Annotated in this window: 8 protein-coding genes; 2 read left to right on the top strand and 6 right to left on the bottom strand. The window is 56.6% G+C overall.

The window, feature by feature from the left end; genetic code table 11:
• Position 1 precedes the first annotated feature (1 nt).
• Positions 2–892 carry an EamA family transporter gene (locus ACZ881_RS13910; protein WP_476116287.1) on the top strand — a complete coding sequence of 297 codons (891 nt, stop codon included), beginning with the start codon at positions 2–4 and terminating at the stop codon, positions 890–892.
• A gap of 737 nt (positions 893–1,629) precedes the next feature.
• On the opposite strand, the gene ACZ881_RS13905 is transcribed toward ACZ881_RS13910, so the two are convergent.
• The 5 genes from ACZ881_RS13905 to ACZ881_RS13885 are packed head-to-tail and all read right to left on the bottom strand — an operon-like array spanning position 1,630 to position 13,370.
• A complete protein-coding gene (locus ACZ881_RS13905) occupies positions 1,630–4,638 on the bottom strand; it encodes a Z1 domain-containing protein (protein ID WP_476116286.1) in 3,009 nt (1,002 codons plus the stop codon).
• A 19-nt stretch (positions 4,639–4,657) separates the two neighbouring features.
• Positions 4,658–5,635 (bottom strand): PD-(D/E)XK motif protein, encoded by a 978-nt coding sequence (locus ACZ881_RS13900; protein ID WP_476116285.1) that lies wholly within the window; start codon positions 5,633–5,635, stop codon positions 4,658–4,660.
• Complete coding sequence (locus tag ACZ881_RS13895; protein ID WP_476116283.1) at positions 5,628–7,175, bottom strand: ATP-binding protein; 1,548 nt, start codon at positions 7,173–7,175, stop codon at positions 5,628–5,630. The genes ACZ881_RS13900 and ACZ881_RS13895 overlap by 8 nt, the downstream gene beginning before the upstream one ends.
• Entirely contained in the window at positions 7,172–10,552 is a 3,381-nt protein-coding gene (locus ACZ881_RS13890; protein WP_476116281.1) for a Swt1 family HEPN domain-containing protein, read from the bottom strand. The genes ACZ881_RS13895 and ACZ881_RS13890 overlap by 4 nt, the downstream gene beginning before the upstream one ends.
• Before the next feature lie 19 nt (positions 10,553–10,571).
• Positions 10,572–13,370, bottom strand: coding sequence for a DUF1156 domain-containing protein (locus tag ACZ881_RS13885; protein ID WP_476116279.1), 2,799 nt, complete (start codon positions 13,368–13,370; stop codon positions 10,572–10,574).
• Between the two features lie 197 nt (positions 13,371–13,567).
• Between ACZ881_RS13885 and ACZ881_RS13880 the strand changes: the two genes are divergently transcribed.
• On the top strand, positions 13,568–14,707 hold the full coding sequence (locus ACZ881_RS13880) for a DNA cytosine methyltransferase (protein WP_476116277.1): 1,140 nt from the start codon (positions 13,568–13,570) through the stop codon (positions 14,705–14,707).
• Here the strand turns inward: ACZ881_RS13880 and ACZ881_RS13875 are convergent.
• A complete protein-coding gene (locus tag ACZ881_RS13875; protein WP_476116274.1) occupies positions 14,637–16,322 on the bottom strand; it encodes a TIGR02391 family protein in 1,686 nt (561 codons plus the stop codon). The two genes, ACZ881_RS13880 and ACZ881_RS13875, sit on opposite strands and share 71 nt — an antisense overlap.
• Positions 16,323–16,439 lie beyond the last annotated feature (117 nt).

Below are 16,439 nucleotides of genomic sequence, written 5' to 3'. Positions count from 1 at the left end.
AATGGCTAGGGCATCTCCTCGGGATCTATTCATCACTGCACTGGCGCCCATGGTCTGGGGGTCCACTTACTTGGTGACCACCGAGTTTCTCCCCGCCGACAGGCCGCTCCTGGCCGCAACCGTCCGTGCCCTTCCGGCTGGCATCGTGCTGATGCTCGTCACCCGCACATGGCCGCGGGGGAGCTGGTGGTTCAAGGCGGCCGCCCTGGGCGCACTCAACATCGGGCTGTTCTTCTTCCTCCTGTTCTTCACCGCCTACCAACTGCCCGGTGGGGTGGCGGCGCTGGTCGGGTCGATTCAGCCGCTGTTCGTGTTGCTTCTTGGAGTGCCGCTGCTGGGGGAGCGGATCCGCATGACGCACATCGTCGCGTGCGCTGTGGGAGCGGCCGGAGTCGGCTTGCTGGTCCTGCGGTCCACCGCGACGCTGACGGTTATCGGTGTGTTTGCCGGGATGGCCGGCGCGCTGAGCATGGCGGCGGGGATTGTGCTCACCAAACGCTGGGGGAGGCCCGACGGCGTGGGGCTGCTTGGGTTTACCGGCCTGCAGTTGGCGATGGGCGGGGTTATGCTCCTGCCGGTGACGCTGGTGGTTGAAGGGCTGCCGGGGTCGGTCTCGGTGCCTAACCTGGCGGGTTTTGCTTACCTCAGCGTGATCGGTGCGCTGGCTGCCTACACGGTCTGGTTCCGTGGGATCCAGTGGCTGCCCACGATGGTGGTCTCGTTCCTGGGATTCCTGAGCCCCTTGGTAGCTACGGTGCTGGGGTTTGCGTTCCTGGGGGAGGCGTTGTCGGGCTGGCAGCTGGTTGGGGCCGTGCTGGTGCTGGCGTCAGTGTTTTTGGTGCAGCGGCCGCTGCCTAAATTAGCGTGTAAACAATGGGAGCGGTGGGCTTAGGTTCGGCAGGAATCAGTACTCAACGGCTGCTGTTTGCGCGCTGGAGTCACCTAGGCAACTCAGAAGGCGCCCCCATGTAGCCCGCGTCGCATGGAGTATGGACGACGTCTCAGGGTGCCGTCGGCACTGGACTTGCAAACCCTCTCGGAATATCGAAACCACGTGGCGGGGTCGCGGATTCAGTCCGGGCTTTAAAAGCCAGAAGGGCGTTGTGGTCCTGCATCCAAATGACTGCTGCCGAGTAAGAGTGTGCTGGGGTGGTGTGCCGGAGCGATCCGTCCGGAAAGACCGAGGTTACGTCTAAGTTAGTAGTGATGAGTACATCCTCGATCCTCGCGTCAAGCACTTCAACATTTATGCAGGAGGGAACTATCTCGACGAATAAATGGATACGCGCGCAGCGCGTCATATCGTCGGTATCCGGGCATATAGCGGAGAGCCCGGCTCAGGCGCTCGAATCAGTCCGCCGCCATCTTGATGAGCAGCTCACTGAAGCGCGCAACGAGAATGCGCGTTACAGCATCACATAGTTTCGCATCACCTGACGGGATGGAACGGAAGCCAGTGGTAACGGCCATCGCTACCCTCGAGGTGTCCTTATCCCGATAGCGTGCTGCAAGAGTGGGCGGCCTACAACCGAGGCACCTCCTTATTCGAGAGTTCAGAGGCACCTTACTATCTCGCTACTCATCGAAACCTGTGTGGCGGCTTTGCCGCCGCCACACACCAGAGAACATTCACCCAGCAGCGGCCCTGGCTTCGTGGTCGCTCAGATTGTAGCCATCGTCTTCTGGGGACAGGATGGCAGCGTTTGCCTTCTTCCGGCTGCGCACCGTGAATCCTATCTTTCCCTTTGGAGCCGCAGCATACGGCGCAGCGTAGGAAATCATCACTGCGATGAGTGCAGGATCGACCTCCCCGGAGAGTGTCGAGGGGTCACTAACCGAATACTTGCCTCGCGGGTCATGAGCTGGTGTCAGCAGGATTGCCCCGCGCGTTTGAGTGCGGAGTGATTGCACCAGGTCCGTTGCACCATCCTCCTGTCGCGGATCAGCGATCGCTTCCACGGCGACGCGTTGCCTTCTTGAACTGCCAGAAAACGCCCACTGCCGCTCCTCGCGACGCTTCCGCTTGAGTATGCTGAGCTGCACTCCATCAACAGAGACTCTGGTACCTTCAGCCAGTTCAGGAACAACGACAACCCAATCCTTGATCCGGCCGTCGGTTTCCGCCTTCTTGAGAAATTCAAGCTGTGGTTCAAGATCGAAGGTTCCATTGAACTTGGTGTCTTCCAAGACCCTGATAAAATCGCTGGCTGCGACGATCCCGTACTTCGCTGCATAGGTTGACCCCGAATCTGTAACGAAGGTGGCGTCGGTGATAGCACTCTCAAGTAGCGGCTTAACAGCTTGGAAGTTACCCCGGTTGATAGCGTCCTCCTGCGCCGGAAGTGCGTTGAGATCCTTCAGGCGCCCGCCTTCCCCTCGCTCGGTCACAACTGCGTTGTAACGTTTATTTGCGGCCGTCGGTGCCAGCCACTGGAGGTGCTGAGTGACGAGTGGCGGTACGTCCCTTGGACGAACTTGCGGCTTCCCTTCGTCGTCGAGTTCGGCATAGCGAGCAAGCTCCTCGCGGAAAAGCTCTTCGTCGATAACTATGGACTCAAAGGCCTCGTAGAGGTCGAAATATTTTTGACCACTGAGCTCGGCGCGTCCAATATATAGGCGAACCAGGTCTTTGTATCCGCCTCGAAATCCGAACCACCGCCCCATCTGCATCAGAGTGTCCGCAGCCAACGTCTTTCTGCGGTAGTAAGAGACAGTGAGGCCTTCAACTGTGAAACCTCGGCTTAACTTTGTGCCGCCCACGAGGATGCGCCAAACGGAACCACGATCAAAGTTAAGCGCTTCCTGGTGCGTCTGCAGGTCTTTGTCGCCATTAACCACGAGAACAGGGTTCTGGCTAGAGTTGATTTTGTCGAGAGCTTTGCCTATATATGGCATTAGTTCATCAAACGATGATGGGACTAGCGATTCGTCTTCCGCTCGAGCTTCGCTGACAGGGTGATAATCCTCATTCCACAGTTCTTCGAGCCGCGGCAGGCCCGAGGATGAGTAGCCGCCCTGTGCCCATAATTCACGCAATAGGTCGGCCGTGTCCCGGTGCTCGATCATTTTCACCGATTCGTGAACGAGCATCGTGTGATGTCGGAATGTTAGCTCAGACTTATCTGCTCGATACAGCTTGATAGCACCGGACAGAAGGTAAGCATCGAGGGCGCTTCTCAGAGACCTTTCTACGTCTTCTGGGTCATCTCCCTGGACCGACCGAACGAAGGCTACCTCATTGGATGTTTTGAATGACTTGCAGTCTGTCTCGAATTCAAGCCCAAGATCGTGAAAATCTTTAGCACCCATGTAACCCGTTGGTCGCTTGAGGGCAATTATGAAGTCATTTGGGAAGATATCCGCAGCATCGTCAGGGTCGACAAAAACATTCGCAAAGGGAGTGGCCGTGTAGCCGACATACTGGGCACGCTTAAGGGTGCCGAGCAAATTCGTGATCTCGCGATTGACTGCCGTACGTTCTTTTTTCTCCGCTGCTGTTGGGCGCTTTGTGCTGATGGACGCTTGGTCTGATTCATCATCAATGATTAGCGTGGGAATCTCGGCAAGACTGATTTTCAGTGACTTTAGGTCAGAAACTAGCTTTTTGAGAACGGTCGTATTCTTCTTTACTACGACAATTTTTGCATCGGCTTTGTATAGGTTATCCGGATGGTAGAGCGGCTTTGTCTTATCGCGGAGACCGGTGCGAAACTCGAGGGCATTTAGTCCCTTTTTGAGGCGCTTGTAGTCATCCGCATATCCCGACAGGCGAACAATGTCCACGAAGCCAGCATCAGAAGGTTGAACGCCGTGAGACAAGAACTTTTCCCAGTCTGTATCGTCCAAGTAGTCGATTTCCTTGCGGTGATCCGGATCGTCGACGTCCATGCCGCCGATGATATTTTCCTTACCCACCAGCTCCATGTCTAGGCGTCGCTGCGTCTGAGTCCTCAGCATGTTTAGTGTTCCAGCAAGGACGATAATCAGTCGGTATCCAGCGTCGATAGACTTAGCAATAGTTCCTGCAAACTGTGCTGTCTTCCCGCTCTGTACATAGCCCACAACCAATCCCTTTGACTGGTACAGTGTCTCGTTTGTTGGGTCACTGAGCCGACTGACGACTTCACGCGTGCTAACGTCCAAGTCTGCTATCGCCTCGGCGGGCCACCCTTTATTGGCGAGAACAGCGCGATAGGCTGGCCAGTAGAACGAATGCTGCTTTGCGCGCTCCTCTGTGTACCATGGGTCAGCCTCAGTGGCGATAACGATGTCTCCTTCGTCGGCGCGCACCGGCCACTGGCTGTTCACCACGTCCTTGGCATCATCACTGAAGCCGAGAAGGGTAAGGACTCGATCGCGGCGTCCGATGGTCGCAGGCTCTGAACCTTCGAGCCACTCGCCCTGGGAGGTGGCGTCCCAACGAGCCAAGGCGAGCTGGAATTCCATTCTGATGGAATCGTTGACGTTCTCGGCAGTGATAGCTGAAATCAACTCTTCCTCAGCCATGCTCGACAGATCTTCGATCTTGAGCTCGTTGTTGACGCGAACCAACAGTGACTTCGGGCGTCCGGCACCCATAACCTTCAACTGGGAGATGATGGCTTCTCGAACAGCGGATGATGACAACGTTTCCCCCACAGGACACGTCCCTTCATGATTAGAGCAGTTGGTCGGTGTAAATTGCTTGGTTGAGAGGAGCCGGTGCAGCGGCTGGCTCGCGGCTGCTGACATCTACACGGTAGGACACATCACTGACAGTTTCGAAGTGCGGCACAACGGACATCAGCGCAGCAGTCGTAATTGCAGGGAAATCGTCGGTGACAAGGTAGGTCTGGATGGGGCTACGAAGCATAAACCGCTGTGAATACAGATCGGCGTCCTCGCGGCGCCAGCCCAAACCTCGTAGATAACCCCAAAACCGCTCTGTTTCAGTGTCCAAAGACTGCGCGACGTCTGTTACCAGTTCGTTCAAAGACTCGCCAGAATCCAGCCCGGCCCTAGTGATCTGAACGGAAATTAGCCACAAGTCTCGTCCGGGGTTCTTTTCCAGCTGGGACGCGGATCCGATCACGTGGATCCGTTTCTCGCTGGTGGTCGTCTTGCATTCGGCGTCGAATGCGCTAAAGACGAAGTCGTGCTGTTCGCTCGCAGGTCCCAACCATGCGTCGACGGCACTGGCTTCACCAATCAGGGAGATCAGCTGGCGCATGAGGAGCAGTTCGCCGTACAAACCGTGCTGCTGTTCTGCACTCAAGCCGCTTTTTCCGCGTAGTAAAGCCTTGTAGTTTCCAAGTGCTTCCGTTGTTGCCCGCGCAAAGCTGGAACCGGCGAAGAGCTCATCGATTATTGCAGTCAGAATGTTGTAAGCCTCGAAGTGGGCATCGGTGGCATCTACCCGGATCTCGAATTCGCCGGCTGCACCATCGCCCAGAACGGTAAAAGAGATTCTGTTGAATTTGCTGACATCCGGCTCGGCTCCGTCGGCGGGGGCGGTCAACGCTATTTCTTCGTGGATTGGGTCGATGGTGATTTCGCATCGCGGAGATTCGATGACGCGATGTCTGGAAATTTCACGCTCTCCGAACAGGCGTTCCAGTGAATCAGGGTCAAAAAATCGGTGCTGGATGTTACTCATCGTTACTCTCGTTATGGACAGCGGTGACTCGACTAACATCGTCCCTCAGTGCGTTCTCGAGTGCCAGTGATATGCGGAAATGATCTTGCTGTCTATTTTTTTGAAGGTGGGATTTGAGAAACTCTTCTTCTAGAAGCAAGAAAAGAAGAGTTTTGATCAGCTGCGCGTCGTTGGTTGCACCCTTCACACCACCATTGATGATTTCTCGATAGTTCTGATTCAGGTAAATTACTCGACCTTCGAGATCAATCTCGTATAGACCCACGCTGAGGGCCTTCCAACTTACTTGGATGGGCTCGGAATTAGGCCGAAGCATCTTTTCGTTGGATGCAATCATCGTCCTACTGGCATCGGAGAAGCCGCGTCCCATAGGTGCGAAGCGTCTGTGTTCCCTTGTACGTCGGTTGGACTCTTTGAAGGCGTCTCTCGCTGCATCCAAGTACTGTCGAAAGGATACTCCTGAACTGCTGACCGCCCTGTCGATCGCAGTCGTTAGTGCAGGGGTGAATTGGACCCCTGTCTTTTCTGGATTGATCTTAACGTGCTCGTCGATGCCGGTACCGACGTCGAAAATCACCCGCGCCAATTGCAGGGCCTTCTCGTTGGGGAGGAGTTTCGGCCATCCGCCGAGATGCTGTAGCCGGTCGCGGCGGTACACGAATATTCCCTGATGATGCTCCCTGTCCTTGCCCAACAGACGTGCGGAGGGGGTCGCACCACCAGTTGGCAGAATATGGCACTCGAGCGTGAACTCCTGATCTCCTACATGCCCTATCAGCTTCATAGGGTAGTTATTGTTCGCGCTTTGTCTGTAGTCAAAGGGGTCCGTTGGTTCGAGCCTGGATCTTAGGCCCGGAGTTGACCTGTCCGCGTCGAACACGTCAACGTAGATGTCCACGGCACCCGTCTCCAGAAGCCGGTGGAAAATGACGGACAGTTCTAGTTTGAGAGCCACCAGCGCATTTTCGAACCAACGTGTCTGGTCGGCGAGATTGTCGGCCGCGGACATGCCATGCACGTCCGACCACTGCACCACTGTGCCCGTCGTGAGATCGAAACCGTAGTCTGACGCGTAGAGGTGGGCAAGAGCGGAGGACTTACTGAGGATGTCACATTGTGCGCCATCCATCATTGAGTCCTTCGTCATCCGCATGCCGGTCGGATCATTGTTCGCAGCTCGGGTCCACACACTCAGCACATTGGCCTGGCTGAGCGAGCTTGCTTTCAGACCCATGCCGAAGTGACCGAGTTCGTCTGGTCGATAGTCTCGACGTCTGCCTACCGTCATCCCGTCGCGGAGCCCCTGCGGAGTCATCCCCTTTCCGTTGTCGACAATTTGCACACCGATGATGGTCCCCTGACTTTGCAGGAATCGAACCAGCACCGCATTGGCTTCAGCACTAATGCTGTTGTCGATTAGGTCGGCGACAGCCGAGCTTAGCGTGTGGTGCTTTCCCAGACCCTCCATAGCCTTTGAATCGATGGGGAGTGTGACCTGTTTTACTGCCTCCTCGCGGCCAAAGACATCCACACTTGTCATGACTCGTCCTCGAATTTAGCTGACTCGAACTTGAGCTGGGTGGCATTCTCGCTGACCACACGTACGGTGTCGGCATCAAATCCTGCCGCGCGGTTGGCAATAACCTCGACTGAAACCTCGATGTCAGCGTCGGGCACGGTCGCAAGATGACTCAGCACCTCGTCGTAGACCTTCTGAAGATCCGTTCTGAGCGCTTCGACTCGCGCATAGAACGTGCCGGTGAACCTTACGTTCTTGGCGCGCTCACGCCTGCTCGGTTCCATCTGCTCCCATGGCAGCCCCTCCGTCAGGCCTTCCTTGCCGTCGGAGGTTCTGTCTTTGAAGGTGGCGAAGGGCTTGTCGATGGGGGTGTGTGACCTCAGCACCTCCCGTTCCCGCTGCTTTTCGGCCAACCTTGGATCCACCAACAGGGTCGAGTCAGTGATTGTCCCAAACGAGTCTTCAGTCATCGGAATTGCTAGCCCGAGGAAGTCCCCTGAAGCCTCGTCGTACCCCTCGGCCAAGGCGAAGCCCTCGGTGCTCCAGGTGGGCAAATCCAACACGGCGCGCACACCTGTTTCCAGGATTGAGCGGTCGCGGATACGCCGCAGGTAGGCGTACTGCGTGTAGTATCCCCACAACTCGCCTACAGTGATGCGGCCAGCGTTCCAGCGGGCCCTCAGCCGGCCATCCAAAGCTTGCTTGATCGCGGCGGGCGCGTTGACCACGCGCAGCGCGTCATAGCGGACCAGGGCCGCGCCCGTCCGCTCTGTGAGCGACTCACTGCCGCTGCCGATTTTCTGCTTGGACCATTGAACAGCGTGGCCCTCGTGTATCTCGGGCGCGAGGGCCCACAGGTACGTGCCAGAGAGCCGGAGATCCACAGCCTTTCGGCTTTCTGCAAGCCGTGCCTTGACTTGGGTTTCTTGTTGGCGGGTCAGCCCGAGATCATCGATCTGGCCCTGGATCTCGCGCCACGCAATGAAATCACGGACCGCAGTTTCAAGCGCGCCGTACTCGTTCTCGTCAGGTGCCAAGAACACAACCGTGTTGCGGTGTTGACGATTCGCGGGCCCGCGGTGTTCATACACGTCGCGAGCGAACGCCAGCGCGTCGCTTGTCTCAGATTTGCTTCGGTGCCTGTGCTTAGGGTGAAGGAGGACGAGCCGAACGCCTTCCACATCAGGAACGTCCGACGAGGAGGACGGCGCCACGACTGTCCCCGTGAATGCAGCAGTCGGCCGCCCCTCGAATTTGTTAAGGCGGTCCACAATCTCCTGCCAGACGTCTTCTTTATGCAATCGCTCCGCAATGTCCTTAGCCTTGCGGCTCACCGAGGCTTGGACGTCGAACCAATAACGGCTGGACTCGGAATAAAAGTACGTGGCCTGCTCTGACATGAGCTGAAGCGCGCTGCCAAAGTTTCCCACCACGTCGCCGGGGATCGCGACCCCAAGGGCAACGTGCTGACGTTCAATGCCCTTATGCGCGCTGCGGAGCGTCGGGGCGGACCCCAGGAAAATGGTTCGTGCCAGGCGTCGCGAGAGGAGTCGCTGTTGGAACGCTGGCCTCGATGTATCAAGACGGGCGGGCGTAGATGCTGAGCCATCGACGTCGGCATCGATTATGGGCTTCCATTGGTCATCGAGGTACTGTGTGATCTCGGTGAGAACACTATCTGTGTCTAGCGGGAAGCTTCCGGGCATGATGATGGGGCTCTGGTCACCAGCCGTCCAGAGCTCGTGGACCACTGTGCTCATAAGCCGCAGTACGCCGCGAGTGCGCTGGAACCGCTCAAGCGTGGACCAATCGCGGTAGAGGCGCTCGAAGAGCTCCGGATGGATAGGATACGCCTCGGCGATCCGGCGCTCGTATTCACGATCCATGGTTTCGACGGGGAACTCATCTCGATGATTCCTATAGAACTCTGCGAACTGACGTGCTGTTGATGAGATGTCGACGGAGGCGTCACCGGAGGGAGCTTCAAATAGCCGGCGGCGGACGATCTCGAATGATTCACGGGATGTTGCTGGCCGCCACTGATCTGCCACACGCCGGACCACGTTTTGAAGGCGCTCGAGTGCAGCTTTGCCGTTAGCGCCGCCGACCTCGAGGTCGGACGAAGAGTCCTGCTGGCTTTCCGACGTATGATCTGAGGCCGGAATTGAAACTACCAGCATGACTCCGGGTACTGATTTCGCGGCTTCCGTGAGTGTCTGGGCGAAGGTGAACTGCGTGTCGAACGTGCCAGCTGGCAAGCCGTCCCGCGCGTACAGTTGCCGAGCATAAGCCACCCATTCGTCTATAAGAATGAGCGAGGGCGAGTAGCGGCTCAGCAGCGTTCTAAGGCTTGCACCAGGGTTAGTGCCGGACACGTCCGATTCCTTGACGACGTCGTAGCCCTCGGGACCACCGAGCTGCCAAGCGAGTTCGCCCCACAATGTGTTGACGATGGTGCCGTCGGGCTTGACGGAGTCCTTTCCCGGAGTTACGGCAATGTGATTCCCCACGAGGACTGCGCGCTGACACATTCCAAGCGCCTGGAGGTCGGTGCCACTGAGGAGCTCTTGTATTTCCTGAGGATACTCATCGAGTTGGTGGCCTGACATAATGTGCCAGAGCGCGAGCATCGAGTGGGTTTTGCCGCCGCCGAAGTTAGTCTGGAGGTTTATGACAGGGGGAGCGTTGAGATCCCCGCCAACGCGCCGAACGGCTTTCGCGAGGAGATCCTTGAGGCCTTCGGTTAGATAGGTGCGGCGGAAGAACTGCACAGGATCGATGTATTCCTCGGATCCGACACCTTGCGCCACCATATGAAGGTCAGCCGCGAATTCACTGGCATTGAAGGTTCCGCTGATGACATCCGCGTGCGGTTTGACGACGTCGCGCCAGGCTTTGGTACTCGACGATCCCGTATCCAATAGGGCACCCGAGGTTGTTGCCCTCTTGACGTCCTTTTGGAAGTTGCTGTTGCGAAGGTCCTCCCTGGAAACTCTGATCTGATCGGCACCATCGGGCGACCCAACTACCCGCAAGAGTCGTTCGAGAGTGTCCAGTGCACGATAGGCGTCGTCGAAATTGATTGGTTTGCGGTGCGCCCAGTTATTGCGGATATCCCGTGCCTCGCCAGCTAGGTTCTGCTCTGCTCTGGAGAGTTTCCCGTCAAAGGGGAACCAGCCGGGACTCAGTTTTTCCGTAAGTGCTCGGAGTTGATCGTTGGGATCGAGCCGGTTGTACTGTTTAGCCGCCCCGTTTTGTGCGTCCTTAGCAGCCAGAACGATCGTCCAGTCTTTGCCTGGCGGTACTTTGGCTACCAGGGCTTCGGCTACGAAAGGCTCTAAGCCTTGCGCCAGAATATCTAGTGCCTTGCCGATTCGGTCGAGATTGCTTAATGCCATGGTGCCCCCAAGTGCCTTTCTAGAACTCGTCGTCGACGGACTCGAAGTCGAAGCCGGTCTGTTCGATGGCTGACGCGCCTGCTTCGGAGGCTTTTAGAATATCTGGCCACGCTGTGGCCAGATTGTTGAAAGTCTGGCCGATATTCGACCAGTTCATACGTTCAGCGATCGAGTACAAGAGGTACGCGAGTTCCTTCATTGCATCCAGATCGATCCGCGAACTCGTCGCCTGTTTTAAACCGGCTACAAGCCGCCCAGCGTCGTCGATGCCCTTGACCTCGAGAACTCTCGCCGTGTGCAGTCCGGCCTCCCAGATACTAAGACGCTGGTCCCGGCGTGGGTCGTAGTCGGCTGGCAGATCTGCCGGGGCGAAAAGCTGCACTTTACCTCCACGGCTGGTTAGGATTCCACCGCGTTCAAGGCTTTCGAGCGAGGTATTCAGTGCCGTGGCAAGAGTCTCTGCTGCCCCAAAGGCCCCTTCGTCGAAACCGTGTTGCTGGAACCATTTGAGTGCCCAACGAGTGTCTGAATCAAAGTCACCTTCCAACTCATTGAGCACTTCCGCAAGCACCTGATTGATGAGCTCGAGCGCCGTCCGGACTCGCATTGCAGTTCCGTCGGCCTCGGTAACTTTGGAGAAGCGAGTGAACACGGCCATCCCCGGTCCGATGGTCGACTGGGCGAGGTCTACAGGAGCCACTGTGGCTTCCTGGAGCTGCCGTAGCTTTTGCGGAAGTTCGGAGCGGAGGACCGCCAGGAACCCACCCCTGTCTGTAGAGGGTGCTGATTCGCTCCGTGGACGGCAGGCCAGAACAATTGATGATGCCAGGGCGTTCGTGCCGACCCCGATAAGTCGCCCCCCACGCTCGCTGCGAACAGGCCATGTTGCAGTGATCATCCACCCAGCACGGACAATTCCTTCCAGAATTGTCGACCAGCCCGTCGACGACTGACCGTTTTGAGTGGTTTCTGACTGTTTAAATGCGTAGTAGACCGTGATCGGATATTCGGCGTTCGCGCCCATGCGCATCTTGACAAAGACTTCTTCAAAGCCGGACTCGAAGAATTTCTCCGCCGACGGTTTGCTTCCGTGCCTGTATGGGTTCGCTACTAACTCCTCAGACTTAGGGACCAGTAGTGTCCCCATGAGCTTGGGGTGGATGGCTTTTAGAGCCCTACGCTGCCAGACGTAGAAGTAGTCCGATAGGTCCGAGTAACCAATGTTGTCGTAATACGGAGGGTCTGTGGACACGACCATTCCTGAATAATCCCTCGTCGCGGCGTCGGCCGAAACTGCAACCGCCCCGCTACTCGATGGGACAACATCCACACACCGGGCTACCCACTCGATTTGCCCGAGAAAGTTGCCTGACGAACTTGAGAATGGATCAATTTCAGCGTAATCCCAGACCATTGGGATAGCTTGACGTCCGAAGACGTTGCGTACTTTTTCGCCAGTTGACTGCCAAGAGGCCAACGTTGAGCACCTATCCGTTAAGCGACTTACCGAGAGTCCGAGGTAGGTTGCTACAGCGTCGGCGTAGGCGGCGGCTCCACCGCCGCCACCTTCGAGTCGATCACCGTGTGGCGCGCCGGCGGCCAGTGAATCGGCCAGGATCCTCTCGCGGACCTCAGCTATGAGGTCGCTGAATGTTGTGAGCGCCACAAGCTGCCGATTGGTGAACAGATCAGCAAACCTCTTTAGGCCGTAGGCGGGTGGCGAGAACCACCGGGGGTTGCTGGCTATCAAGGCGCCGCCCAAATCCTCGTCCGAAACTTCCGAGTCAGCTGCGTCGACGTGGACATCCGTCGGCTGAAGGTAAATGCGCTCTCGCCTACCTTCGGCCACGATGGCGATTAGGTCCCTGCCCGCCTGTCCATTGGCTTGCGCCTGGCGGACGTAACTCATAGGGACAGCCGCGCCGCATGAGATGCAGTTCGCGCCCGTACGCCCCGAAATAGTGCCGTCCTTTTCTGGAAAGTTCAGGGGATCTTTATCGATCGAGTATGAGACTTTACCGTCTATTACCTTGGGAACAAGAAACCTTTCCTTGTTCTTCTTCTTGCTGAGCCACCACGAGCTGACCAGCGGCATGTTGATGCCGCACATAGGGTTTGGGCATATCACCGTGCGCGCCCAGATCCAAGCGATGACGTTGGCCGTCTGACCCGCACCGAGTTCGGCCTTCGGATACAAGTGACCGATTCTCTGCTGGGCTACATCGCGCATCCATCGACCATAAGCACGGACGTCAGCTGCCAGCCCTTCGGCGTCCCGCCATGCAGTCATCTGCCCGTCCGCCAGCCCCGGAAAAACTGGCGGTGCGCCTGCGAACATCGGGGGTATCTCGATAAGTGCCCGGTTTATGAGAACTGCGACGGGGTTGAGGTCGGATGCGTGGGCCTCGAGGCCCAGACGCTGAGCCTCAAGTGGGATCGATCCACCGCCTGCAAACGGATCGAGGATCGCTGGCGGGCCTTCTGGACCAGAGGATTTAGCGATCTCGTCGTGAGCAGCTTTGAGTAGTGCCTTATTGTTCGAGTTTTCCCACACGACAAGTTGCTCGATTATGCGGTGGAGGCGTGCTCGTTCAGTGGCCTGTGACTCTTCAGTAGGAAAACGGTCCGGGTGTGAAGAGGGGTCGTCGACCAGTTGGGCGAATAGGACCGCACGGGCCGCTGCAAGGGGGCGTCGGGCCCACCACAGATGCAGAGTGGACGGGTGTCCATGACGGATGGACTTTTCGCGGGCCGATTCCCGATTTATGACCTCGAGAGGCATCGAGACCTCGATGAGTTTGCGCTTCTCCGCCTGCATTCGTACTTATGTCCATTCATGTTGTGTTGCCGGACCCGAGACACCCCGTTTCCATGATCAAATGTATACGGCGGAGGCAAGCTCGACGGCATCGGGCTCTCGGCGTGGGGCAAAGACTAGAAGTCGATGTGTGGTCTAGGCGGGCGCGCCAGCCGTTCTGTTCAGAAGTGTCGTAGTGGCCGGCTAAGCTAGTGGTCATGCCACAACGTCTCCGCCTCATCGACCTCTTTGCCGGCGCAGGCGGCATGACCCAGGGTTTCAAGTCCACTAAACGCTACGAAACCGTGGTCGCCGTCGAGCTTGATCAGTATGCAGCGGCCACGTTTGCGCAGAACCACAAAGCAGCACGAGTCTATGCTGGGGGGATCGAGGAGTGGCTGGACGAAGGTGCTGTTCCGCAGGCTGACGTGATCATCGGAGGTCCCCCTTGCCAGGGGTTCTCGGCACTCGGAAAGCAAGACGTGCTCGATGAGAGGAACTTCCTCTGGCGGAAATACGCAGAGACGATCATCCAAGCACAGCCCCGGTACTTCGTGCTCGAAAATGTAAGGCAATTTTTGACTTCGCCCCAGTTCGGGGAGCTAGAGTCCTGGACTTTGCCTGGAGGGCCACTGGAGGACTATGAGCTGCAGCCGCTATTGTTGAACGCAGCAGACTTCGGAGCCTACCAAGCGAGAGTGCGAACAATAGTGATTGGTCGGCGGCGTGGACTGCCGAAGGTGGCTGTGCCCGTCAACGGGCCATTCAAGGGCAAACACCGCAGCGTGGAGGACGCCTTTGCGGGGGGGGTAGGCCAACAGGTGATCCCTCGGGGTACATCCATGCGTGACTTTCCAGACACTAGAACTGAAGTCGGCGGCGTTACGATGCCGGGCCCGTTCGCGACGCCTGAGCTGCACGTGACACGCAATTATACCGATCTGTCTCTGAAGCGCTTCGCGAAGATCCCAGCTGGTGGAAATCGCTTTGATATCCCCTTCGCCCTTTTAGCCGATTGCTGGAAAAAGCACAAGAACGGCTCCGGAGACGTTATGGGCAGGTTGCATTGGAACAAACCGTCTGTGACAATCCGAACGGAGTTCTTTAAGCCCGAGAAGGGCCGGTACCTACATCCTGATCCGGACGTCCACCGCGCTATCACGCACTTCGAAGCCGCTCGACTCCAGGGGTTCCCCGACACATACAAGTGGATGGGAACGAAGACCGCAGTGGCCAGACAAATAGGTAATGCAGTGCCTGTTCAGCTGGCCGCATATCTGGGGCAGCTCATTGCTGAGGCTTGGGATGCGTCATTGGTACTCCGTCCAAGCGTCGGAGAAGATGAGAAAGAATGCTGAGGATATCAAGGCAGTCCTGATCAGTGAAGGCTTCGTGCTCTAAAAGCCATTTCTTTTCTTGATGGTCCAAGAGGTTTCGCACCCCGGACACGACTCCGCCGCTGAGTTGCCGTTGCCCGCTTTGCACGTTCTTCACAGTGATGTCAGTGATCCTCGATCCCGCAATAGTTTTGTACTTGGCGAAAACGGAGAGTCCATTTCCGTTCTCACTAAAAGCCTGATTCATCAGGTCAGTCGCATTTTGGATCTCCCGACCCAGCCGAGTTTGGACTTCGGAAATATATCGCTTTATAGCCTCGTCTACAGCGTCAATGTATCGCCCGGCCTCATACTCCGGAAGTGCGGCATCGTGAATTGACTCATGCATGTGACGCCAGTGCAAATCAGCGTATTCCGGGGCGATGGACTTCAAGCCGTCAATTATTTTGTCTTGTGCCATATTGGAAAGTCGAGATTCAGGTTCAGCAATTGTTTCTAATATCGACTGAAGAGCAGCGGATTCTGGGCCGCGTAGTGTAGAAGTCCAGCCAGTGAAGTCAGTTCCACTTCGTTCCTCTGCACGTTGCTGCTGTCGTTCTTTTCGAGCTTTCCTCCAGTCTGATGCTATCGATTTCAGGACATGGGCTAAAACCGATTTCAACTCAGCCGGTTCTTCCGCATCCCAGTTGATCGCTCGCCTGTCGGTTGCGATGACGTCTGGCTTGATGTCATCGAGGTAGGAGACATCGATGAACCCTGTGAGGTACGAAAAAGCGTGGCTTGATTCTGAAGCACCGAAAAACTCGGGCTCATTAATTAGCCGCCCATTCGCATAAAGTGCAACACCACGGTTTGTTCCGGCTAGGGGGGATGCGGCCGATACAATTCGTCCGCTGATTTCATTTGTGGTGATGTAAGATCGCACCACCGTTCCAATGGTTTCTTCAATGTCTTTGTCTTGGAGTACCCATTGAAATTCAGGCGCAATTCCGTCGAGACGCGCCTCCTTCGTTACTTCTGTTTTTTCTCCACGCTTGTTCTCCACGAACAACCTGAAAGTAGTGTCCCCGTAGTCGAATAGACGCGCAAGGCTTTTTCGCAAGTCGTCAGTCCGAATGGGAGAACTGCGCACTAACCTGCGAATCGTTATTTTCGTTCCCTGTTGCTCCCGGCTGGTACTGCCGGTGCGTACTGATGGCCTGTACTCTCCTTCGGACTCGAGCATCGCCTCGTAGTCAAGTGAAACGTTATGGAGAGCTGTCGATGCTCGCCGGCTTGTAGCAACTTCAACAACGTGCCCTACCCCGAAGAGTGCAAGCTTTCCAATGCCCTTCTTCCCAGAGACTTTGCGTTGCCCGCTCTCTGAGAGCCCCGTATTTAGTTCGTTTCGGCGATTACGTCCTATACGAAGGTATTTGGAGGCCAAGTCATCCAATGACATACCATGACCATCGTCGGTTACGGAAACATAATCACCTAGGTCGTCAGCACCAACTTTCACCTCGACTAGTTTTGCGTCGGCGTCGTAGGCGTTGGCAATCAGTTCGGCGATTGCATTGGGCAAGTGTGAGTACATGTTTGATCCCAGATGCCCAACCGTTGACGGTTCAAATCTGAGGACGATGTCCGGGATCAATTGATGCTCCTTGTTGAGGCGGTTCTTCTTGGACGATGTTATCCGAGGTTGGTCGCGGCCAGTGGTTCATCGCTGGCGTTTGAGGATTTCCCATGCGCGTGGCAAGTTTCATAGAGG

This window comes from Paenarthrobacter sp. TE3676 (genome assembly GCF_056279165.1).
The sequence above is the reverse complement of the archived record's forward strand: the minus strand, read 5'-3'. Positions and strand labels throughout refer to the sequence as shown.